This is a genomic window from Methylobacterium sp. 092160098-2, assembly GCF_028920805.1.
In the GTDB taxonomy this organism is placed as follows: Bacteria; Pseudomonadota; Alphaproteobacteria; order Rhizobiales; family Beijerinckiaceae; genus Methylobacterium; species Methylobacterium fujisawaense.
The window spans coordinates 1,843,275-1,861,032 of the sequence record NZ_JAQPZJ010000001.1 but is presented as its reverse complement, the minus strand read 5'-3'; the positions used below and the strand labels follow the sequence as shown (position 1 = coordinate 1,861,032).

Genomic DNA, 17,758 nt, shown 5'->3' with positions numbered 1-17,758 from the left:
AGGAGAGAGCCATGAACCGACACTCGACCAGCGCGTCCTTCCTGCCGATCGGTGCGGCCCGCGCCGGTGGGACGGGCCCCTGGCGCAGCCTGCCGTTCTCGTCCGAGACGGAGGCGCAGGTCTCCATCCTGACGATTGCCCGGCAGAACTGGCGGTCGATCCTGGTCTTCGCCACCATCGGCCTGGTCTGCGCCGGATTCTACGTCGCGACCGCGCCCGCGATCTTCACGGCCCGGACGCGCATCTACATCGAGAGCCGCACCAGCCCGGTGACGGCCCGCGACACGCCCAATGCCGGGGCCCCGCTCGAGATCGCCGAGGTGGAGAGCCAGGTCGAGTACATACGCTCGGAGAAGATCGCGCTGGCCGCCGTGCGCCGGCTCGGCCTCCCCCCCCTGCAGGACCTCGCGGTGCCCTCGCACCCGCTGGTGGCGAAGATCCGTGAGGTCGTGAAGGCCCTCAAGGCGCTCCCCCATCGATTGATCGGCACCGAACCGCCGGTCCGGGAGACTGCCCCCGTGAGCCCGGAACTGAGCCAGGCACGGACCCTCCGGGAGAACGTGGAGGCCAACCGCATCGGCGCGGCCTACGTCATCGAGGTCGGGTACAGCGCCGACAACCCGACCACCGCCGCCGCCGTCGCGAACGCGGTGGCCGAGGCCTATGTCAGCACCGAGCTGGAGAACCGGGCCCAGATCTGGAAGGTCGCCGGCGAGTGGATGCTGCCGCGGCTGAAGGAACTCCAGCAGCGCGCCAGCCAGGCCTCGCGCGAGGCCCAGACCTACAAGGCCGAGCACACCATCATCGACCTGGGCAAGCGCGGCCTCGTGGGCGAGCAGCAGGTGGAAGAGCTCAACACCGCCGTGGCCGCGGCCCGCGCCAAGACCATGGATGCCCGGGCGGTGCGCGACCAGATCCGCGGGCTCCTCGATTCGGACATCGCCGATCCCGGGATTACCGAGGCCTTCAAGGATAGCGTGATCATCCAGCTGCGCCGGCAATATGTCGACCTCGTGCAGCGCGCCGACGACCTGAAGCGCCGGCTCGGCCCCGACCACGAGGCGGTCCAGGCGATCCAGCGGGACATTCAGGCGGCCAAGCAGTCGCTGCGCACCGAACTCGAGCGCCTCGCCATGTCCCTGGACCACGATTACGAGGTCGCCAAGGCACGCGAGGACAGCATGACGGCGGCCTTCGACGCCCTGATCTCGAAGACGCTGATCATGAGCAATGCCCGGGTCAAGGCGAAAGAACTCGACCGCACCGCCGAGACCTACGACCAGATCTACACGAACCTGCTCCAGCGCTACATCGACGCCGTCAACCAGCAATCCTATCCGCAGCCCTCCGCCCACGTGATCACGCCGGCGACCGTGCCGGAGGCTCCGAGCGCGCCCCGCGGCAGCCTGATCCTGCTCCTCGGCCTCTTCGTCGGCACCGGGTTCGGGGTGAGCGGCGCCTTCGCGCGGCACTGGTTCGACCGGACGATCCGCTCGCCCCGGCAGCTCACCGGCCACGGCCTGACCTGCCTCGCCGCTCTCCCCGAGCTGCGGCGCGAGCCGGGCTTCCGGGCCGCCCTGGCGCTGGCTCAGGCCCATGCCAGCGAGGCGCAGCGCCCGGCCAATGTCGAAGCGTTCAAGGCGAGCGCGGTGCGGTTCATGCCCCAATCGGTCTTCGTCGAGCGCCTGCACAGCCTGAAGGCCCATGTGCTGGGCAGCGATCGCCGCGGTGCGGTCTTCGCGATCGGCGTCACCTCGGTGGGGTCCGGCGCGGGCAAGACCCTGTTCGCGAGCAATTTCGGTCAGCTCCTCGCCCGCGTCCGGTCGAGCGCCGGGCGGGTGCTGGTGATCGACGCGGACGTCAGGCGTGCGACGCTCTCGCAGATCAACCGGGCCACGGACCAGCGCGGCCTGCTCGATGTGCTCGCCGGCCGCTGCTGCGCCACGGAGGCGGTCCGGCCCCAGCCCGGGGAAGTCCGCCTGCTCGCCTGCGGGAACCGCCACCCGAACGACCCCCATTTCAGCGACCTGATGACCCCGGAAGGCGTCGCGTCGGTCGTCGGGGACGAGCGCACCACCCTCGACCGCGTCGTCGTCGATCTGCCGCCGGTGGACGAATTGCCCACGCTTCAGCCGCTCCTCGACAGCCTCGACGGCCTGATCATCGTGGTGGAGGCGGGGCGGACGAGCATCGACGAGGTCGCCGCCGCCGTCCACGATCTCGAGTCGAGCGGCAGCACCGTCCTGGGCATCGTGCTCAACAAGACGAGCGACGGGACGACGGTCCGGCGCGGCGGCCTCAGGAGCGCGCTCCGGCGCTGGGCCACGGCCCCGCGGCGGCCCCACGACGCAACCCAGGCGGCTCTGTGATCGGCCCGCTCAGCCGGGGCATCGGCCGGACCTCGGCCTTCGGGCCGGGCGCGGCCACCGCGCCCCCGGCGGTCGCGAACCCGAAGACCGCGCCCGGCCGTCGGGTCGCCTTCTTCGGGCACGATCTGGCCGAGCCGACGGTCCGGAAGCGGGTCGATGCCATCCGGGAAGCCGGCTGGTCCGTGGTCGTCTACGCCTTCGAGCGGGCCCGACCCGGCGGCGCAGCCACGCCCCGGGAGGCGGACGACACCGTCCCGCTCGGCCGGACCGTCGACCGGAACTACGCAAGCCGGCTGCCGCGCCTCGCCCTCGGCATCCTCCGCGCCCTGCGCCGCGGGCCCGACCTGCGCGCGGCGGACGTGATCTACGTGCGCAACCTCGACATGGCCCTCGTGGCCTGGACCTCATCACGCCTCGCCGGAAGCCGCGCGCGCCTCGTCTACGAGGTGCTCGACATCCAGCGGCTGATGGTCCGGCCGGACGCCCCGGGGTGGATCGCCCGCACGGTCGAGCGCTGGCTCCTCCGCCGCAGCGCCCTCCTCGTCGTGAGCGCACCGGACTTCATCGACCGGTACTTCCGGCCCGTCCAAGGCTTCACCGGCGCGTGGCATCTGCTGGAGAACAAGGTCATGGGCCATCGCCTCGGCGAGGTGGCGGACCGGCTCGATCGCACCCGCGCGGCTGAGCCGCCCTGGGTGATCGGCTGGTTCGGGACGCTGCGCTGCCGCAGGAGCCTGACGCTTCTCGCCGCCATTGCCGACGCCCTTGGCGACTCGGTGCGGATCGTCCTGGCCGGGCGTCTCTCCGAGGAGGACATAGCCCCGCACATGCTGGCCGAAACCCTGGACGGCCGTGCGAACATGGCGTTCCGCGGTCCTTACGCCAATCCCCGCGATCTCCCCGAGATCTACAGCGGGATCCACTTCAGCTGGGCCGTCGATTACCTCGACGATGGACTGAATTCGGACTGGCTGCTGCCGAACCGGCTCTACGAGGGCGGCCTGTGCGGGGCGCTGACGCTCGCGCGCGCCTCGACCGCCACCGGGCGCTACGCGGTCGCCGAAGGGCTCGGCTGGGCCTTCCCCGAGCCGCTCGCGGATTCCGTGACGGCGTTCCTGCGGACGCTGACGCCCGCCGTCTACGCGCAGCGACACGCCCGCCTGCTCGCCTGCGACCTCGCCACGTTCGTCGATGTCGGCGGCATGCGCGATCTCCTGGTCCGGGTGGACTGAACAGGCCTCTTCAGAGCAGTCCGGGCATCGCAATTCCGGCGCGCAGGCGCGGGCTGATTCGCCCGCCGCGCCGGGCGGCACGCCCAGCCGCGCCGCGGATCCGGATGCCCTGCCATTCGGTACCGCAGCGTACCCATGAAATCAGTACTCGACTCAAAACAGCCCCAACAAACACCCACATATGTTGCATTTTAGCCTCATCATTTGACACCGGATCGCATTGGGGCGAATACTTGCAATCGAATACCTGAAGCGCATTCGGATCATCGAAATCGGTTCGAAAGCCAAGCCAAACGCCTTAGCAATAAGCGGAGGCAAGCAAAGCAAAGTTTGATCATTCAGAAAATCGATGAACGATGGACTACATTCGCAAAGATCTTGAGACCGATCGCTGCCCGACGACAAACGACCTTGCGAATGCACATCTCGATCAGTTCAAGAACCGGCTATCAAACAAATCACCCTGTACGTACGTAGTGAGCGATGATTGTATTTAGAGAAGAAATTTAGGCAGTTAATTTCATACAGGGTATTTACAGGCGATTTTACGAAAGTTAGCATTGTATCCGTGGTCATCGGCCATCGCCCCAGACGACCGGAGCGACCGCGTATCTCAGTGTCACGCCGTCGGCGGGCTCATTGGGTACTCACGTCATCGCTGACAATGGACTTCCTTCGAAAGGAGGTAATTTCTCATGGCCAGTCTTGGTACTCGAGACGCGCTCATCATCGTTGAGCGGGACACGGCCGAGAGCCGCGGCGGCTTTTCGGGTGCACATGCCGGTGACAACCCGGCCGTCGTCGAGCAACGGGACCAGTCCCGGGGCCGCTCCAGCCGCATCGTGATCATCGATCGACGCCAGCTCGTCGGCCGATGCCTCGCCGCCTCGCTCAGCGAGGCCGACCGGGAGACTTCGTTCGAAGTCTTCGCGGACATCGAATCGTGGAAGCGTCAGACGCCCTTCGTTCCGGCGAGCGTGGTCGTCCTCTGCCGGCCGGACGGCAATCTGTCCGAGACCGAGTGGGCCGAGATCACCCGGGAGCTGACCTTCCTGCAGGGCGAGGCCGGCACGCCGCCGGTGGCGGTCATCTCGGACGGCGAGCACCTCGAGCAGATCGTGCGGATCATCAAGCTCGGGGTCAAAGGCTACATTCCGACGACGACCTCCGTCGACATCGCCCTGCAGGCCCTCCAGCTCGTGCAGGCCGGCGGCGTCTACATCCCGGCCGAGTGCCTCCTGCCCCTGCTGGCCAACATCAAGGTGGACGAGCCGGTCGAGGCCGGCGACGATGAGATCTTCTCGCCGCGGCAGCTCTGCGTGGCGCGGGCGCTGCGGAAGGGCACGCCGAACAAGATCATCGCGTATGAATTGAACATGTGCGAGAGCACCGTGAAGGTTCATGTCCGCAACATCATGAAGAAGCTCAAGGCCAAGAACCGGACGGAAGTCGCCTATCTGACGAACAAGTACTTCCTCCGTGAGGATTCGAGCCTGGCGAGCGTGAAGGCCCCCGCGGCCTGATCGCCCCCGGCGCCCCTCCCGCGGTCGCAGGGTGACCCCGGCGAGACCGCGATCCGGCGGCGCCAAGCGAGGCTTCACGGACTCCTCTCCGGTCGACGGCTTGATCGGCCCGGGAGGGGCCTCGTCAGCCTCGCCGCCGCTCGAGGCATCGGGCTCCTGAAGCGGACGGATCGCCCGCGCCGCCCCGGCGGGCGCGATCATCGGCGCAGATCCCGGCTCGCGCGGCGACGGGCCCCATCGCGGGCGAAGTCGAGATCGCTTCCCTGCCGGCCGCCCCAATCCGTCGCGGGCAGTTCGCGTAGCGTCTCGCCCGCCCCGTCGGGCATGCGGGCGCCGGGCCGCACCGGAACTGGCCGCTTCGGCCGCTGGCGGGCCGCCGCCCGTCCAGGCATCGCGCACCCGGCCGCCGACCGCCGCCACCCGCATTCAGGGCCACGCCCGCCTCGCGCTTGGCGGCGCCCCGTAGCGCGGCGCCGGACGCGTCCCCCCGCCCCAGCCTGGGAGCCTGGGAGGTGCCGGCACGTCCGCACAGGGCTCGACATCCCCCGTCCTTCGGTCCGCACCCGTGCTGCCCCGACATCACCGTCCGGACATCGCGGGTGTCAGACGGCTACGCCCTTCGGCCTACGTCGAGCCATCCTTCGGCGATCCGGCGAAGATTGCGCACAGGCATCACCCGAATTGCCAAAGACGGCTGCTCTTTTCTGACCGCTTCATCTCAGGGCGCACGCGGCTAAGATGCGCGCATCGGGCTATAGCAGAGAACTCCCGAAAGAGTTCCGACCGAGGAGAATCCTGTTGGCGGCGCGTTTCTACTTCGAGATCGCAAATGCCGAGGAGACGATCCGCGACCTGGTCGGCGTCGAGGCCGCGGGCCTCGAGGAAGCCCTGATCGAGGCCCGCAGCGTGATCGCCGAGATGGCCGAGGAGATCACCGGAGGCGGCCGGGAACCGCTCTGGACCCTGCTCGTGCGCAACGAGGCCGGCTGGCTGGTCGGCCGGTTGCCCATCCGGAAGTGACGGCACTGGCCGCACCCGCCGCCTCCGAGGCGCGCCTGTTAAGATATCGTTAACGGATCGTCTTGAGGATCGGGCCAGCCCTCGCACCGTGGCAGCCATGGCCGGAATGCCCCTCTCCTCGACCGACCCGCGCGCCGCCCTGCAGGCTGATGCCATGGCCGCCCAGATGGCGCTGGCCGCCGACGCCCTGCAGTTGCGCGGCGATATCGAGACGGCCGAATCGCTTCGCGCCATGGCGCGGCACAACCGGATCCTCGGACTCAAGCTGCGGGTCGAGCACGGTCTCGCGCCGCTCCCGAGCCGCGACCGCGTCCGGCGTCAGGGCAGCGCGACCCGCTGACGGTTCCGCCCGGAGCGACGCGGCACGCCCGGTTTCGCTCCCCTTGAGACAGGGCGTCCCGGGCACAGGCCCCCACGCCCGCACCGGCGCCGATTGCTCGCCGCGCCTTAACGGCCGGCGCCTGCCCCGTCTTGCGACGGGCCCGACCCTGACCGATGCCCCCGGGGCGGCCGATCCGCCGATCGAGCCATGCGGCGGCCTTGCCTGTCGGCGCCGGCGGATGCGGGCTCTCCACGTGCGGTCGCCCGCCTCGCGCCCGATCCGGCCGAAGCGGCACGCCGTGTCCTGGACAGTCCCCCCGCGGGCCGGCTCCGCCGGAAAGCGGGTTCGGGACGGTCGCGGTCCGAACGGGATGCGTGAAAGGCGCCATCCCATTGAAAAAATTCGACATGGCTGGCGTCGAATTGAGAGTGTGATAGAGTAGCAGCTCAGCTTGCGACAGGAAATTCAGTCGTCGTGCCGGCGCCAGAAGCGGAAAATTCGGATATCAGCACAACCCTGGCGCTGGACATGGTCGGGCGCGCCTATTTGGCCCTCGCTCTGCTCTATGAGACGGCTCATCCTGGCGAGTTCGGCGATGTCCAGCAGAAGATCCGCACGTTCGTCGAAGATAATTTCCGCATCATTCAAGAAACAAGCCGCAACGGAAGCCTGACAACCGGGACAGTCGACGACGCCGTTCAACTTGTGAACAGCGTCCTCGTTGAGGTTGAAAACAAGATTGCCACGATGATCCGGCCGACACGACCTATGCGCAGCTAGGTATCGTCTTGAGATAGGCTTGCGCTGAGCTTGTCCGTTCCGAGACTGTTGCAGTCGAGCCATGGGCCTCCGCTAAATCGCCGTGCGGCACGCCTTGTCGAAAAGTGCAATTGGCCTCAATATCGACAGATATAATTGAGCATGTTACCCGGAGAAAAGGGCAGCAATAGAATATCAATCACGATGATATGCAGCGATGATTGTGATCGAGGCGCGCGCAGTGCGGATGTCGCGCTCGAGGTCCTGATCCGGGCCTATCACGCTCTTGCGGTGGTCTACGAGCTGTCCAGCCCCGGTGCCTACGTGGCGCTCCATGGCAAGATGATGCCCTACCTGCTGGACAGCTTCCACCAGGGCACGAAGCGGGACGCCGTCGATCCGAATCTGGACGCGGCGTTCTCGACCGCCCTCGAACGGGTCCGCTGCGCGCTGGACGACGTCTGCTCCGACGTGGCGGCCGTCCGCACCCGCAAGGCGGAGCGCGACCGCTGATCCGCCAGGCAGGCTCGGCCGGAGCCTGGGATCAGCGCACGGGCTCGAGGCGGCGCTCGGGCCCGAGGAGCAGGCGCGGCCGGATCTCCCGGTCCGGCGCAGCCGCGGGCACCAGGCGCGCGAGCTTGGCCGCCAGAGTCACCGACAGGATGTGCCGCCACGCCATGGGCGTGCCGAGCAGTTCCCTCACGGCCGCCGCGTAGCCCTGGGCGCGTCGCCGGTCGAGAACGCGCCGGTGTTGCCAGCGCTTGGCCGTCGCGGTCCGGTGAGCCCGGAGCGCCGCCCGGGCGTCCGGGGTGAGCCCCGGCCGGTCCAGCATGGCGTCGTCGAAGGCCAGGATCGCCGCGAGATCGTCCGTCCGGTGCTGGGCGCTCAGCGAGTTCGCCCGTTCGACCGCCACATAGCCGCAGGGCGCCGTCACGGCGAACACCGCCCCGGCCGCCAGCGCCTCCACGTAGAGGGCGTAATCCTCCCCGAGGCGCAGGCGCACGTCGTAGCGCAGCCCCTGCCGCTCCAGGAATCCCCGCCGCATGACCGGCTTCAGGAAGCCGAGTTCGCGCCGGTACGCGCCGGGACGGGGGATGTTGCCGGCCACGAAGGTCGCGAGGGTGAGCCGCTGCGGCCGCCCGGGCCCGGTCACGAGGCCGGCGGCGGAGCCCGCCTCGCGGCCGCGGACCATGATGATGTCGTCGGCGATCAGGTCCCAGGTCCGGGGCGCGGACAGGAGCCGGCCGAGCCGGCCGTCGATGAAGTGGTCGTCGGAGTCGAGGATGCAGAGCAGCGGGGCGGTCGCGGCCGCGATGGCCCGGTTGCGGGCGGCCGCGGGTCCGACATTGACGGACAGCCGGATTAGCTTCAGGCGGCCCGAACCGTCGTCGGCCGCCGCGGCGGCCGCGCCGGTCCGGTCCGCGGAGGCATCGTCCACCACGATGACCTCCGCGACCTCCGGCTGCCGGAGCGCCGAGGCGATGGCGGTCGCGATCGTGTCCGCGGCGTCCCGGGCCGCGATGATGACGCAGACCTCCGGGACGGGGGACGGGGCCTGTAATCTGCGCACCGGACGACTCCGCGACTCTCGGGCCGGTCCGCGCCGCGGCCGGTCCGCCGCACGGTAGGACGGCTCCGCCGCGGGGTGCGAGATCGTCCGAAAGGAGAGGGAGCGCCCCGGCCCGGATCGTCCGAATGATCACCGGTCCGCGGCGCCCCCGTCGCTACGATCCGCACCGCCGCGATCGGGCGGCGAAGATAAGGACGCGCGCATGACGATCTGGTCCGGCCCGGTCCGCCGCCTCTGCGTGGCGGCGACGCTCCTCCTGCAGGCCCATCCCGGCAGCGCCGGCGAGACCGCCGCTCCGCCGGCCGGCGCCCCGGCCGAACAGGGCGGCGGATCCTTCGTCGAGACCTTCAACACCTTGAGCGACCGCCGCTGGTACATCTCGGACGGCTGGGCCAACGGCGACTGGCAGGGCTGCATGTGGTCGAAGCAGCGCGTCCGGATCGCCAAGCCCGGCGAACTGACGCTGGCCCTGGCGAACATCGCCTACAAGGAGCGCCCGTTCAGCTGCGCCGAGATCCAGACCCACGAGCGCTACGGCTACGGCACCTACGAGGTCCGGATGCGGCCCGGCGCCGGGTCCGGCATGGTCTCGGCGTTCTTCACCTACAACGGCCCCGAGAACGGCGACCGGCGCACGAACGACGAGATCGACTTCGAGTTCCTCGGCAAGGACACCGGCAAGGTCCAGCTCAACTACTTCGTCGGCGGCGTCGGCGGCCACGACAGCTTCGACCCGCTCGGATTCGACGCCGCGACCGCCACCGCCGACTACGCCCTCGAGTGGCTGCCCGACCGCCTGCGCTGGTACGTCAACGGACGCCTGCTGCGCGAGGTGCGCGCCGCGCCCGACCGGCCGCTCCCGTCGCATCCGGGCAAGATCATGCTCAGCGTCTGGTCGGGACAGGGCCAGGATTTCGCGTCCTGGCTCGGGCCGACGGTCTATCCGGGACGGCCGGTCACCGCGCTGTTCGAGCGGGTGGCGTTCACCCGGATGGGCGATCCGTGCGGCTTCAAGGAATCGATCGTCTGCCGGTAGCGGCCCCCGTCTGTCGGCCGCGCCCCGGACACCGGACGGGGCGGAATCTTAACGTCTCCGCATCACGCTCAGCCCGCGAATTTGCCCGGAGCTGCGCGATGCATTGGTCGAGCCTCGTCATCGCCGCCTACGCTGCCGGATTCGTGGAGTTCTGGCGCCTCTGCATCGAGGCGCCCACCGCCGAGGACGATGCGGCCTGACGTGCCCGCGTCGCCGCGGCGGCCCGGGCCGGCCCCGGGGGCGTCACCGCTGATTGGCGATGGGCCGCAGCAGCGCGCCGAGCAGAAAGGCCAGCTGGCCGCAGATCAGCAGCGCCGTACCGCGGCGCAGACACGCACCTGCGCTCAGGTTGTAGACGCAGAGGCCGTAGCCGACCTCCGCCGCCACGATCGGAACGAAGACCAGCAGCCGCCAGACCGAACCGAAGCGTCCGAGCATCACGCCCAGCAGGGCGTTGAGCATCATGCCCTTCATCGGCGTATTCCACGGTGTGCGCGGCGATTGGGACGCGGCCGCCAGGCCATGGCCCTAGCGGCTGCCGCGCTGGCTCAACACGGCCGGCACCGTCTTGAGCAGGATGCCGAGGTCGCGGGCGAGACTCCACTGGCTGGCATAGGCGCAATCCAGGGCGACGCGCTCGGCGTAGCCCGTGTCGCTGCGCCCGGAGACCTGCCACAGGCCGGTCAGCCCCGGCGGAACCGAGAAGCAGGTGATGAAGTCGGCGCCGTAGCGGACGACCTCCGCCTGCACGATCGGCCGCGGACCGACGAGGCTCATCTCTCCGCACAGCACGTTCCAGAGCTGCGGCAGCTCGTCGAGGGAGGTCTTGCGCAGGACCTGGCCCAGCGCCGTCACGCGGGGGTCGTGCGTGAGCTTGTAGGACGCCTCCCACTCGGCCCGGGCCTCGGGATGCTCGGCGAAGTGCCGCGTCAGAACCGTGTCGCTGTCCGGCACCATGGACCGGAACTTCAGGCAGCCGAAGGGGCGCCCGTACCGGCCGAGGCGCTTGTGGCGGAAGATCGGCGACCGGCCGTCGCTCCCCCAGATCAGCAGGGCGATGAACAGCAGGAGCGGCAGCAGCAGGAGCAGGGCCGTCAGGGCGATGGTGGCGTCGAGGATGCGCTTCGTCACCCAGCTCGCCCTGAGGCCCGGGCCGGCCTGCACCGTCGCCGGCAACGTCTTGACCAAGGCCTCGTTGATCGTCTCGACCACATCCTGCGGCGTCGACGACTCGATCGGCGTCGGGGTCCCGGCCGGGCGCAACATGTCGGCTCCTTGACTCGAAGCGAGACGGGGTCCGAACCTGCGGAGCGGCGTGCGCGCCCGGCCGGTCCGGCCCGCGTCGCCGCAGCCGGCTTCGACGGCTGTCAGCCGGTCCGAAGGGGCGTCGATCGCAGGCGGAACCCTTGCGCCGACTCTGGGCCGGCGAGAGGTTCGGCAACAAGACGGCCGCCGATCCATCAATGGAGGTAAATCGTTGCTGGTCGTGCTGGTCTTCGCTGCGCTGATAGGAGGAGCGATCGGCTTCACACTGGTCCTGCCGAAGGGGATCCTGGTCGCGCTGCTGGCCGCCCAGGCTGCGGCGGCCGTTTCCGTCGGCCTCGTCGCCCTCCTCGCCCGGCGCCGCTGAGCGGCAAGACCGCTTTCGGGGAGCCCCGCTCCCCCGATCGAGGTAGGGACCTCCGGCTCTCAGCCCGGTCTATGGCGGCGTGTCCGGCCCTCCCGGACGCGAACGAAGCCGCACGGGCGAGATCGGCATTCAGGTCTGCCCCGGCGCGGCGCGGACGATCACCGGACGAGGCGCGCCGTGGCCCCTCCAGAGCGCCGCATCATCGGGTTCGACGGCCTCCGGGCCGTGGCGTTCCTGATGGTCTTCATCAGCCACAAGGCGTCGAGCCCGAGGACCGAAGCCGTCGGCACAGCCGGGGTGTGGCTGTTCTTCGTCCTGAGCGGCTTCCTGATCGTCCGCATCCTCGACGCCGCCCGCGCGGCGGTGGAGGCCGGCACGGCGACGCCGCTCGGCAGCCTCGGACTGTTCTACCGGAACCGGATCGCCCGCATCGTGCCGGTCTACTACGTCTTCCTGTTCGTGCTCTACACGGTCCGGCCCGGCGACCCGTCCAGTCTCGGCACCGCAGCGTTCAAGGGCGCGACGTGGTTCTACGTCACGAACGTCTACATCGCGCAGAACGGCTGGGGGACCGAACTCGGCCACCTCTGGAGCCTCGCAGTCGAGCAGCAATTCTACCTGCTGTTCGCGCCGGCGGCGCTGTTCCTGCCGCGGCGGCACCTCGGCACGCTGTGCGGGATCCTGATCGGGGTCAGCGTCGTGACGCACGGCGCCCTGTGGCTGTCGGGCGCCGGGCCGACGCGCTTCGATGTCGATACGCTGGCCAATCTCGGGCTGATCGCGCTGGGCGGCCTCGCCGGTCTGCGCACCAAGCCGCTTCCGGCCTGGCTCGCCCACGACGCCGCCCTGGCCGGCGTGGCGATCCTGTTCCTGACCCTGCCGCTCGTGGTCGCGCCGACCGGCTGGTGGCTGATCCTCGGCCGCCTCAGCGGCGTCCTGGCGGCGCTGCTCCTGCTGCAGGTGGTTCAGGTGCGGGACGGCCGCGCGGTCGCCCTGCTGGAGATCCCGTGGCTGCGCCGGATCGGCGTGATCAGCTACGCCGCCTACCTGTTCCACGTTCCGCTCCACGCGGAACGGGTGCTCGCGCCAATCGGCCTGGACGTCGCCGGCCCGCGCCCGGTCTCGATGGCGCTGGACCTGATCCTCACGCTGTTGCTGGCGGAATTGTCGTGGCGGCTCCTCGAGGCGCCGGCCCGCCGGCTCCTGCGGGCGCCACCCCGGCGGGTCGGCTCGTCTGCGCTGATCGGCCCGTAGCCGCGTCCCGCGGCGGCAGCGGCCGGGCCGGTTTGCGGATGCCCGCGGGCGGGCCCCGTCTAGCTCTTGATCGGCAACCGGCCGACCTCGGCACCGGTGGCGTCGCGCACGACGAGCGTCCACCTGCCGTCCGAGCCTGCGGCACCCAGATCGCCTGCCACTTCGTCGATCACGCTGCGGGCCTCCGCCAGCGCCTCGGCCAGGTCTTCGGCTTCCACGCCCTGCGCGTCGCGGATCGTTTCCTTGCCGTTCTCGATATCGAAATAGAAGCGACTGGGCACCCATCTCCTCCCTGAATGCTGCCCTCGGGAGGGCCCCCTCGGATACTACCTACGTAGTTCGCCCGTGCCCGACAATGCTCAGTAGGAGACATAAACCTTAACAAACACCAAAACTGTTTTCGCCAGTCGCGTTGCAATAATGTCGAGATTCCATCCAAATAATCCATTATAGGTATCGCCGATCACCCTTCCGGCCGCGTCGGCCATGGCGACGCGCGGTGACGGGCCTCAGCGGCGTTCGACATGACAGCCTCCGGCGATTCGAGCCTCAAGAAGGATTCTCCCGCCTCGGCGGAGCGAAAGCAGAAATTGCGCGCCCATGTCCGGTCGATCCTGACGCAGGGCCTCACCCCGCAGGAGCCGCGTCCCGGCGGCGAATCGAAGCCCGGGTCACGCTGAGCGCCCCCCGCCACCGGGGCCATCCGCCGCAAGAGGAAGGGCTGCCGGCGGCCCTACGCCCTTTGAGCGTCGTGCGCGCCGATCACTTCGGGCTCATGTCGAGGGCGGCCCGGGAGGCCGCGCCCGTCGGGCCAGGAAACGCGATGGCGGATCAACTCTTGTCCGATGCCCGGGGCACGTCCGTGGACGTCTCGTTCATCATGGCCGCGCACGATGCGGCGCCCTGGATCGAGATGGCCGTTCGCTCCGCCCTCGCCCAGACCGGCGTCGCCGTGGAGGTCGTGGCGGTCGATGACGGCTCGCGGGACGGGACCGGGACCGTGCTGGCGCGCTTGGCGGAGGCCGATCGGCGCGTCCGCGTGATCTCCCTCGCCGGGGCCGGGCCGGGATCGCCCCGGGGCCCGTCGAGCGCCCGGAACGCGGCCCTGGACGCCGCCCGGGGCCGCTGGATCGCGATCCTCGACGCCGACGACCTGATCCTCCCAGATCGCTCCCGGTCGCTGCTCGACCTTGCCCTGGCGGCGGATGCCGACATCGTCGCCGACAACCCGATCCCGTTCACGGACGTGTTCGATCCCCGGGGACCGGGCATGATGGAGGGCGGCCGGGAGCCGTACCTGTTCGAGATCGATCTCGCCAAGTACATCGCCTGCAATCAACTTCTCAGGCCAGGGACCAAGCTCGGCTACCTCAAGCCCATGATCCGGGCCGAGACCCTCAACCGGCACAAGATCCGGTACGACGAAGGCGTCCGGATCGGCGAGGACTTCCTGCTGTGCCTCGAGGCCCTCGCGGCGGGCGCGCGGTTCGTGGTCACCAGCGACGCGGGCTACGGCTATCGGCGCGGCCCGACCTCCCTGTCCCACCGGCTGCGCCAAGCCGACATCGCGCGCCTGGAGGCGGCCTTCGCGGCCCGGGCGGAGCACGGCCGCCTCGCGGAGGCCCGGGCGCGGTCCGCTGAGATCCGCCACGGCAGCCGCGCCTACCGCGACGGCCTCGCGATGATGCGCATGATGGCCCAGGTCATCGAGGCCGCCCAGGCCGGCCGGTGGATCCAGGGCGCCGCCCTGGCGCTCCGGCATCCCCGGATGTGGCAATCCCTGGCCGCGACGCTGCTGGAAGCGGCGGGCAAGCGCCTGCGGCCGAGGCTACACGCCCTCCCAATCGGACAGAGGTGAGACGATGCGCCTGTGCATCTGTATCTGCACCTGCGAGCGGCCCGTCGGGCTCGCGCGCCTTCTCAAGGCGCTGGACCAGCAGCGGCTCGGCAACCTCGCCGAGACCGCCCTGCGCATCCTGATCATCGACAACGGGCGCAGCCGCGCCGCCGTGCCGGTCGTGGAGGCCTACCGGGCGACCGGCCGTTTCCCGGTCACCTATGCCCGGGAGGAGACCCGCGGCCTCGCCGCGGTCCGCAACCGGAGCCTCGCGGAGGCCTCCGCGGCCGGCGCGGATTGGGTCGCGCTGATCGACGACGACGAGTTCCCCGACCGGGACTGGCTCCACAACCTGCTCGAGACCGCCCTCGGAACGGGGGCCGCGGCCTGCATCGGGCCGGTCGTGCCGTTCTTCGACCGGGTGCCGCCCACCTGGGCGGCGGCGGGGGGCTTCTTCGCCAAGCGCCTGCCGGTCCGCGACGGCTTCGTGCAGGACGGCTACACCGCCAACGCGCTCCTGGACCTGCGGGTGATCCGGGCGCTGGGCCTGTCCTTCGACATGCGCTTCAACACCCTGGGGGGCGAGGACACCTTCTTCTTCCGGTCCCTGCTGCAGGCCGGGCACCGGATCGCCTGGGCCGAGACGGCTTTGGTCTACGACAGCATCCCGACGCACCGGATGCGGGTGCGCTGGCTGCTGGCCCGCTGGTACCGCAGCGGCAACGTCGAGGCCTATCTCGGCCGGCTCCGCCCGGAGACGGTGACCGGCCGCCTCGCCAATGCGGGCCGCGGCCTCGCGCGCCTCGGCGGTGGCCTGCTGCGGCTCGGGATCGCCGGCCTGTCCCTCAGGCCGGAGACCCTGATCGGCGGCGGCTATACGCTGTGCCGGGGGGCCGGCCTGCTCGCGGCGGTCATCGGCCTGAGCTACCGGGAATATCACCCGTCGCGCTACCGGTAGCGTCTCCTCGCGTCTCCTAGCGGGTCGCGAACGCGATGCTGAGCGCCGCCTTGGCCACGAGGCCCGGGCTTGCCAGGGCGTCGCGGTACTGGCGGTAGCGCCGGTCGAGGGCATTCTGGACGACGACATCCGCCGTGACCCGGTCGGTGACCGCATAGGTGGCGAAGAGGTCCACCAGCCCGTAGGCCTTGGTGGCCCGGTTCCGGGAACCCGCCGGGAGGTCGGTGCGCGCATCCACCAGGGTCAGGCGCGTCCCGACGGTGAGCCGGTCGGCGAGGAAGCGCAGGCCCAACGTCGTGCCGATCCGGTCCGGCGGCACCGTGAGCAGGCTCTCGCGGGTGGCTCGGTCGCGACCGTCGATATGGGTGGCGGCGAGCGACACGAAGCCCCGGCCCCAATCGTAGATGCCCTCCAGTTCCACGCCCGACAGGTCGGCCCGGGCGATGTTGCGGTACTGGTAGGAGCGCACCGGGATCACGCAGGGGAAGCGCCCGGGCCGGGCGGCGCAGGCCGAGGTCGGGATGCCGGGAATCGCCGGGACGAAGTAGGTCGGCCCGACCGCCTGCATGTCGATGAAGGCGTCGACCGCGGTGTCGAACACGGCGAGCTTGGCGCGCAGGGAATCCTCCGGCCCCATCACGGCGTCGGCGCGCAGGTTGACGCCGCCCTCGACGGTGCGGGCCACCTCCGGCCGCAGGGCCGGATTCGGCAGGATCGTGAAGGCCGGGAACGGGTGGAGGCCCTGCACCAGCGTCTCGGTGACGGTGGGGGCGCGATAGCCCTCGGCATAGGTGCCGTAGAGTTCGAGTCCGCCCAGCGGCGTAACGCCGATCGTGATCTTCGGCGAGACCCGCGCGCCGCCGGCGCGATAGGCCCCGCCGTCGAGCCGGTAGCTGTCGCGCCGGAGCGCGCCGACGATCCGCAGCCACGGCGCGGCTTGGATCTCGTCCTGCAGGAAGGCGCCGGCCAGGTCCCGCCGCCCCGACGGCGTGAAGGCCGCCGCGAAGCCGCCGGCCCGGTCGGTGGTCCGGACGCGATTCGCCACGCCGTCGCCGCCGAGCGTGAGCGCGTGCGCGACCGGACCGGTCTCGAACCGGGCGGTGTTGTGGGCGTCGAAGCCCATCGTCGCGATGTCTTAGGTCAGACGGTCGCCGGCCCGGGTGCCGAGCCGGCCGTAAACGCCCCGCGGCGAGTCCTGCAGGAAAGTCAGGGCGTCGTGCGTCGTGGTCGCGTAGCCGTCGAGGCTGAGATCGACGAGCGGCACGTCCGGCCGGGCGAAGCGGTAGCCGACGGTGTAGGTGTCGGCCTGCACGGCGTTGGCGAAGCGGGCCCCGCCGCCGGTGTCGCCGCCATTGACGAAGTCGAAGCGCTGGAGGAGCGCGGTGGCGTGGATCGCGTGTCCGTCCGCGGGCCGCAGGGTGAGCTTGGCGAGGCCCGCATTCAGGTCGCTGCCGGTATCGGGCACCGGCAGGCCGGCGCCGTCGCGATAGGGCGCGGTGTCGCGGAAGACGAACTGCCCGAACAGGTCCGCGGCGGTGCCGATGCGGGCGCCGAGCGCCGAGCTGTTCACGAAGCGCTGGCCGTTCGTGCCGAAGCCCTGCTTCTGCACGAAGCCGGCGGTCTCGTCGGGGGCCAGGATGTCGTCGATCGACCGGGTGCGGAACGCCGCGACGCCCCCGATGGCGCCCGAGCCGTAGATCGTCGCCGTGGGCCCGCGGGTGATGTCGACGCCGCCGACGAGTTCGGGATCCAGGTAGAACACGCCGTTGGCGCCGTGGCCCGAGACCTGGAAGTCCTGCCGCGCGCCGTCGACCAGGACGTTGACCCGGCCGAAATCCTGCAGGCCGCGGATGTTGATCGCCTGCGCGGGATCGGTCCGGTTCTCCTGGGTGGTCACGCCGGGCACGTCGCGCAGCACCTCGGACAGGCGTCCGGGCTGGAGCCGGTCGAGGGCCGCGCGCGGGACGACGCTCGTGCCCGCCAGGGCGTCGACGGCCGGAACGGCGGTCTTCGTCGCGGTGACCGACAGCGTATCGAGGCCGATCTCGGGCTCGAGGCGCGCGGCCGGGCCGGACTCCTCCGCCCGGGCGCCCGGCAGAGTCGCCAGCGCAACGCCGAGGGCGACGAGCGCCCGGTGGAAAGCAAAAGCCATGATGACGGTCGCCCCCGCACAGTCGTTTCCAAGAGCTGGCTGGCGGATGGCTGGCTTGCTGAAGCTTTTCTCGCCGATCGCGACGGCGATGCGCAA

At 70.3% G+C, this 17,758-nt stretch carries 18 protein-coding genes; 12 read left to right on the top strand and 6 right to left on the bottom strand.

Annotated features, from left to right (window positions below):
• The first annotated feature begins 11 nt into the window (after positions 1 to 11).
• The 7 genes from PQI07_RS08840 (at position 12) to PQI07_RS08810 (ending at position 7,738) form a co-directional block, all read left to right on the top strand.
• Positions 12 to 2,369: a GumC family protein gene (locus tag PQI07_RS08840; protein ID WP_043355156.1), complete on the top strand. Its 2,358-nt coding sequence runs from the start codon at positions 12 to 14 to the stop codon at positions 2,367 to 2,369.
• Entirely contained in the window at positions 2,366 to 3,601 is a 1,236-nt protein-coding gene (locus tag PQI07_RS08835; protein WP_179697517.1) for a glycosyltransferase family protein, read from the top strand. Before PQI07_RS08840 ends, PQI07_RS08835 begins: the two co-directional genes overlap by 4 nt.
• A 695-nt stretch (positions 3,602 to 4,296) precedes the next feature.
• Positions 4,297 to 5,124 (top strand): LuxR C-terminal-related transcriptional regulator, encoded by an 828-nt coding sequence (locus PQI07_RS08830; protein WP_043355160.1) that lies wholly within the window; start codon positions 4,297 to 4,299, stop codon positions 5,122 to 5,124.
• A gap of 798 nt (positions 5,125 to 5,922) precedes the next feature.
• Positions 5,923 to 6,144, top strand: coding sequence for a DUF6894 family protein (locus tag PQI07_RS08825; protein ID WP_043355162.1), 222 nt, complete (start codon positions 5,923 to 5,925; stop codon positions 6,142 to 6,144).
• Positions 6,145 to 6,241: 97 nt separating this feature from the next.
• On the top strand, positions 6,242 to 6,484 hold the full coding sequence (locus PQI07_RS08820) for a hypothetical protein (protein WP_043355164.1): 243 nt from the start codon (positions 6,242 to 6,244) through the stop codon (positions 6,482 to 6,484).
• A 456-nt stretch (positions 6,485 to 6,940) separates the two neighbouring features.
• Entirely contained in the window at positions 6,941 to 7,246 is a 306-nt protein-coding gene (locus PQI07_RS08815; protein WP_085987698.1) for a hypothetical protein, read from the top strand.
• A gap of 183 nt (positions 7,247 to 7,429) precedes the next feature.
• Entirely contained in the window at positions 7,430 to 7,738 is a 309-nt protein-coding gene (locus PQI07_RS08810) for a hypothetical protein (RefSeq protein ID WP_043355166.1), read from the top strand.
• 31 nt (positions 7,739 to 7,769) lie between these two features.
• Here the strand turns inward: PQI07_RS08810 and PQI07_RS08805 are convergent, their stop codons facing one another.
• Positions 7,770 to 8,795: a glycosyltransferase gene (locus PQI07_RS08805; protein WP_075381129.1), complete on the bottom strand. Its 1,026-nt coding sequence runs from the start codon at positions 8,793 to 8,795 to the stop codon at positions 7,770 to 7,772.
• A gap of 202 nt (positions 8,796 to 8,997) precedes the next feature.
• On the opposite strand from PQI07_RS08805, the gene PQI07_RS08800 reads away from it, so the two are divergent.
• Positions 8,998 to 9,831, top strand: coding sequence for a family 16 glycosylhydrolase (locus PQI07_RS08800; protein ID WP_043355170.1), 834 nt, complete (start codon positions 8,998 to 9,000; stop codon positions 9,829 to 9,831).
• Between the two features lie 243 nt (positions 9,832 to 10,074).
• Here the strand turns inward: PQI07_RS08800 and PQI07_RS08795 are convergent, their stop codons facing one another.
• Positions 10,075 to 10,305 (bottom strand): hypothetical protein, encoded by a 231-nt coding sequence (locus tag PQI07_RS08795; protein WP_043355172.1) that lies wholly within the window; start codon positions 10,303 to 10,305, stop codon positions 10,075 to 10,077.
• 54 nt (positions 10,306 to 10,359) lie between these two features.
• The gene (locus PQI07_RS08790) at positions 10,360 to 11,097 is read right to left on the bottom strand and encodes a sugar transferase (RefSeq protein WP_051045014.1); all 738 of its coding nucleotides are present in this window, start codon (positions 11,095 to 11,097) and stop codon (positions 10,360 to 10,362) included.
• A 211-nt stretch (positions 11,098 to 11,308) separates the two neighbouring features.
• Between PQI07_RS08790 and PQI07_RS08785 the strand changes: the two genes are divergently transcribed.
• Positions 11,309 to 11,461 (top strand): hypothetical protein, encoded by a 153-nt coding sequence (locus PQI07_RS08785; protein ID WP_164706357.1) that lies wholly within the window; start codon positions 11,309 to 11,311, stop codon positions 11,459 to 11,461.
• A gap of 177 nt (positions 11,462 to 11,638) precedes the next feature.
• Positions 11,639 to 12,715, top strand: coding sequence for an acyltransferase family protein (locus tag PQI07_RS08780; protein WP_043355174.1), 1,077 nt, complete (start codon positions 11,639 to 11,641; stop codon positions 12,713 to 12,715).
• Positions 12,716 to 12,774: 59 nt separating this feature from the next.
• Here PQI07_RS08780 and PQI07_RS08775 read toward each other — a convergent pair whose 3' ends face one another.
• Positions 12,775 to 12,996: a DUF6894 family protein gene (locus tag PQI07_RS08775; protein ID WP_043355176.1), complete on the bottom strand. Its 222-nt coding sequence runs from the start codon at positions 12,994 to 12,996 to the stop codon at positions 12,775 to 12,777.
• A 542-nt stretch (positions 12,997 to 13,538) separates the two neighbouring features.
• Here PQI07_RS08775 and PQI07_RS08770 point away from each other — a divergent pair.
• Complete coding sequence (locus PQI07_RS08770) at positions 13,539 to 14,573, top strand: glycosyltransferase family 2 protein (RefSeq protein ID WP_274926465.1); 1,035 nt, start codon at positions 13,539 to 13,541, stop codon at positions 14,571 to 14,573.
• 4 nt (positions 14,574 to 14,577) lie between these two features.
• Positions 14,578 to 15,510: a glycosyltransferase family 2 protein gene (locus PQI07_RS08765; protein ID WP_043355178.1), complete on the top strand. Its 933-nt coding sequence runs from the start codon at positions 14,578 to 14,580 to the stop codon at positions 15,508 to 15,510.
• A gap of 16 nt (positions 15,511 to 15,526) precedes the next feature.
• Here the strand turns inward: PQI07_RS08765 and PQI07_RS08760 are convergent, their stop codons facing one another.
• Together PQI07_RS08760 and PQI07_RS08755 are read right to left on the bottom strand one after the other, a co-directional pair.
• Entirely contained in the window at positions 15,527 to 16,633 is a 1,107-nt protein-coding gene (locus tag PQI07_RS08760; RefSeq protein WP_274926464.1) for a TonB-dependent receptor domain-containing protein, read from the bottom strand.
• A 12-nt stretch (positions 16,634 to 16,645) separates the two neighbouring features.
• Complete coding sequence (locus PQI07_RS08755; protein ID WP_274926463.1) at positions 16,646 to 17,662, bottom strand: TonB-dependent receptor plug domain-containing protein; 1,017 nt, start codon at positions 17,660 to 17,662, stop codon at positions 16,646 to 16,648.
• Positions 17,663 to 17,758 lie beyond the last annotated feature (96 nt).

Bases quoted from the DNA above. Each gene is read 5' to 3' on its own strand.
- PQI07_RS08800 (WP_043355170.1), top strand. From the start codon at position 8,998: ATGACGATCTGGTCCGGCCCGGTCCGCCGCCTCTGCGTGGCGGCGACG.
- PQI07_RS08840 (WP_043355156.1), top strand. From the start codon at position 12: ATGAACCGACACTCGACCAGCGCGTCCTTCCTGCCGATCGGTGCGGCC.
- PQI07_RS08765 (WP_043355178.1), top strand. From the start codon at position 14,578: ATGCGCCTGTGCATCTGTATCTGCACCTGCGAGCGGCCCGTCGGGCTC.
- PQI07_RS08810 (WP_043355166.1), top strand. From the start codon at position 7,430: ATGATATGCAGCGATGATTGTGATCGAGGCGCGCGCAGTGCGGATGTC.
- PQI07_RS08830 (WP_043355160.1), top strand. From the start codon at position 4,297: ATGGCCAGTCTTGGTACTCGAGACGCGCTCATCATCGTTGAGCGGGAC.
- PQI07_RS08755 (WP_274926463.1), bottom strand. From the start codon at position 17,662: ATGGCTTTTGCTTTCCACCGGGCGCTCGTCGCCCTCGGCGTTGCGCTG.
- PQI07_RS08760 (WP_274926464.1), bottom strand. From the start codon at position 16,633: ATGGGCTTCGACGCCCACAACACCGCCCGGTTCGAGACCGGTCCGGTC.
- PQI07_RS08820 (WP_043355164.1), top strand. From the start codon at position 6,242: ATGGCCGGAATGCCCCTCTCCTCGACCGACCCGCGCGCCGCCCTGCAG.
- PQI07_RS08770 (WP_274926465.1), top strand. From the start codon at position 13,539: ATGGCGGATCAACTCTTGTCCGATGCCCGGGGCACGTCCGTGGACGTC.
- PQI07_RS08790 (WP_051045014.1), bottom strand. From the start codon at position 11,097: ATGTTGCGCCCGGCCGGGACCCCGACGCCGATCGAGTCGTCGACGCCG.
- PQI07_RS08795 (WP_043355172.1), bottom strand. From the start codon at position 10,305: ATGAAGGGCATGATGCTCAACGCCCTGCTGGGCGTGATGCTCGGACGC.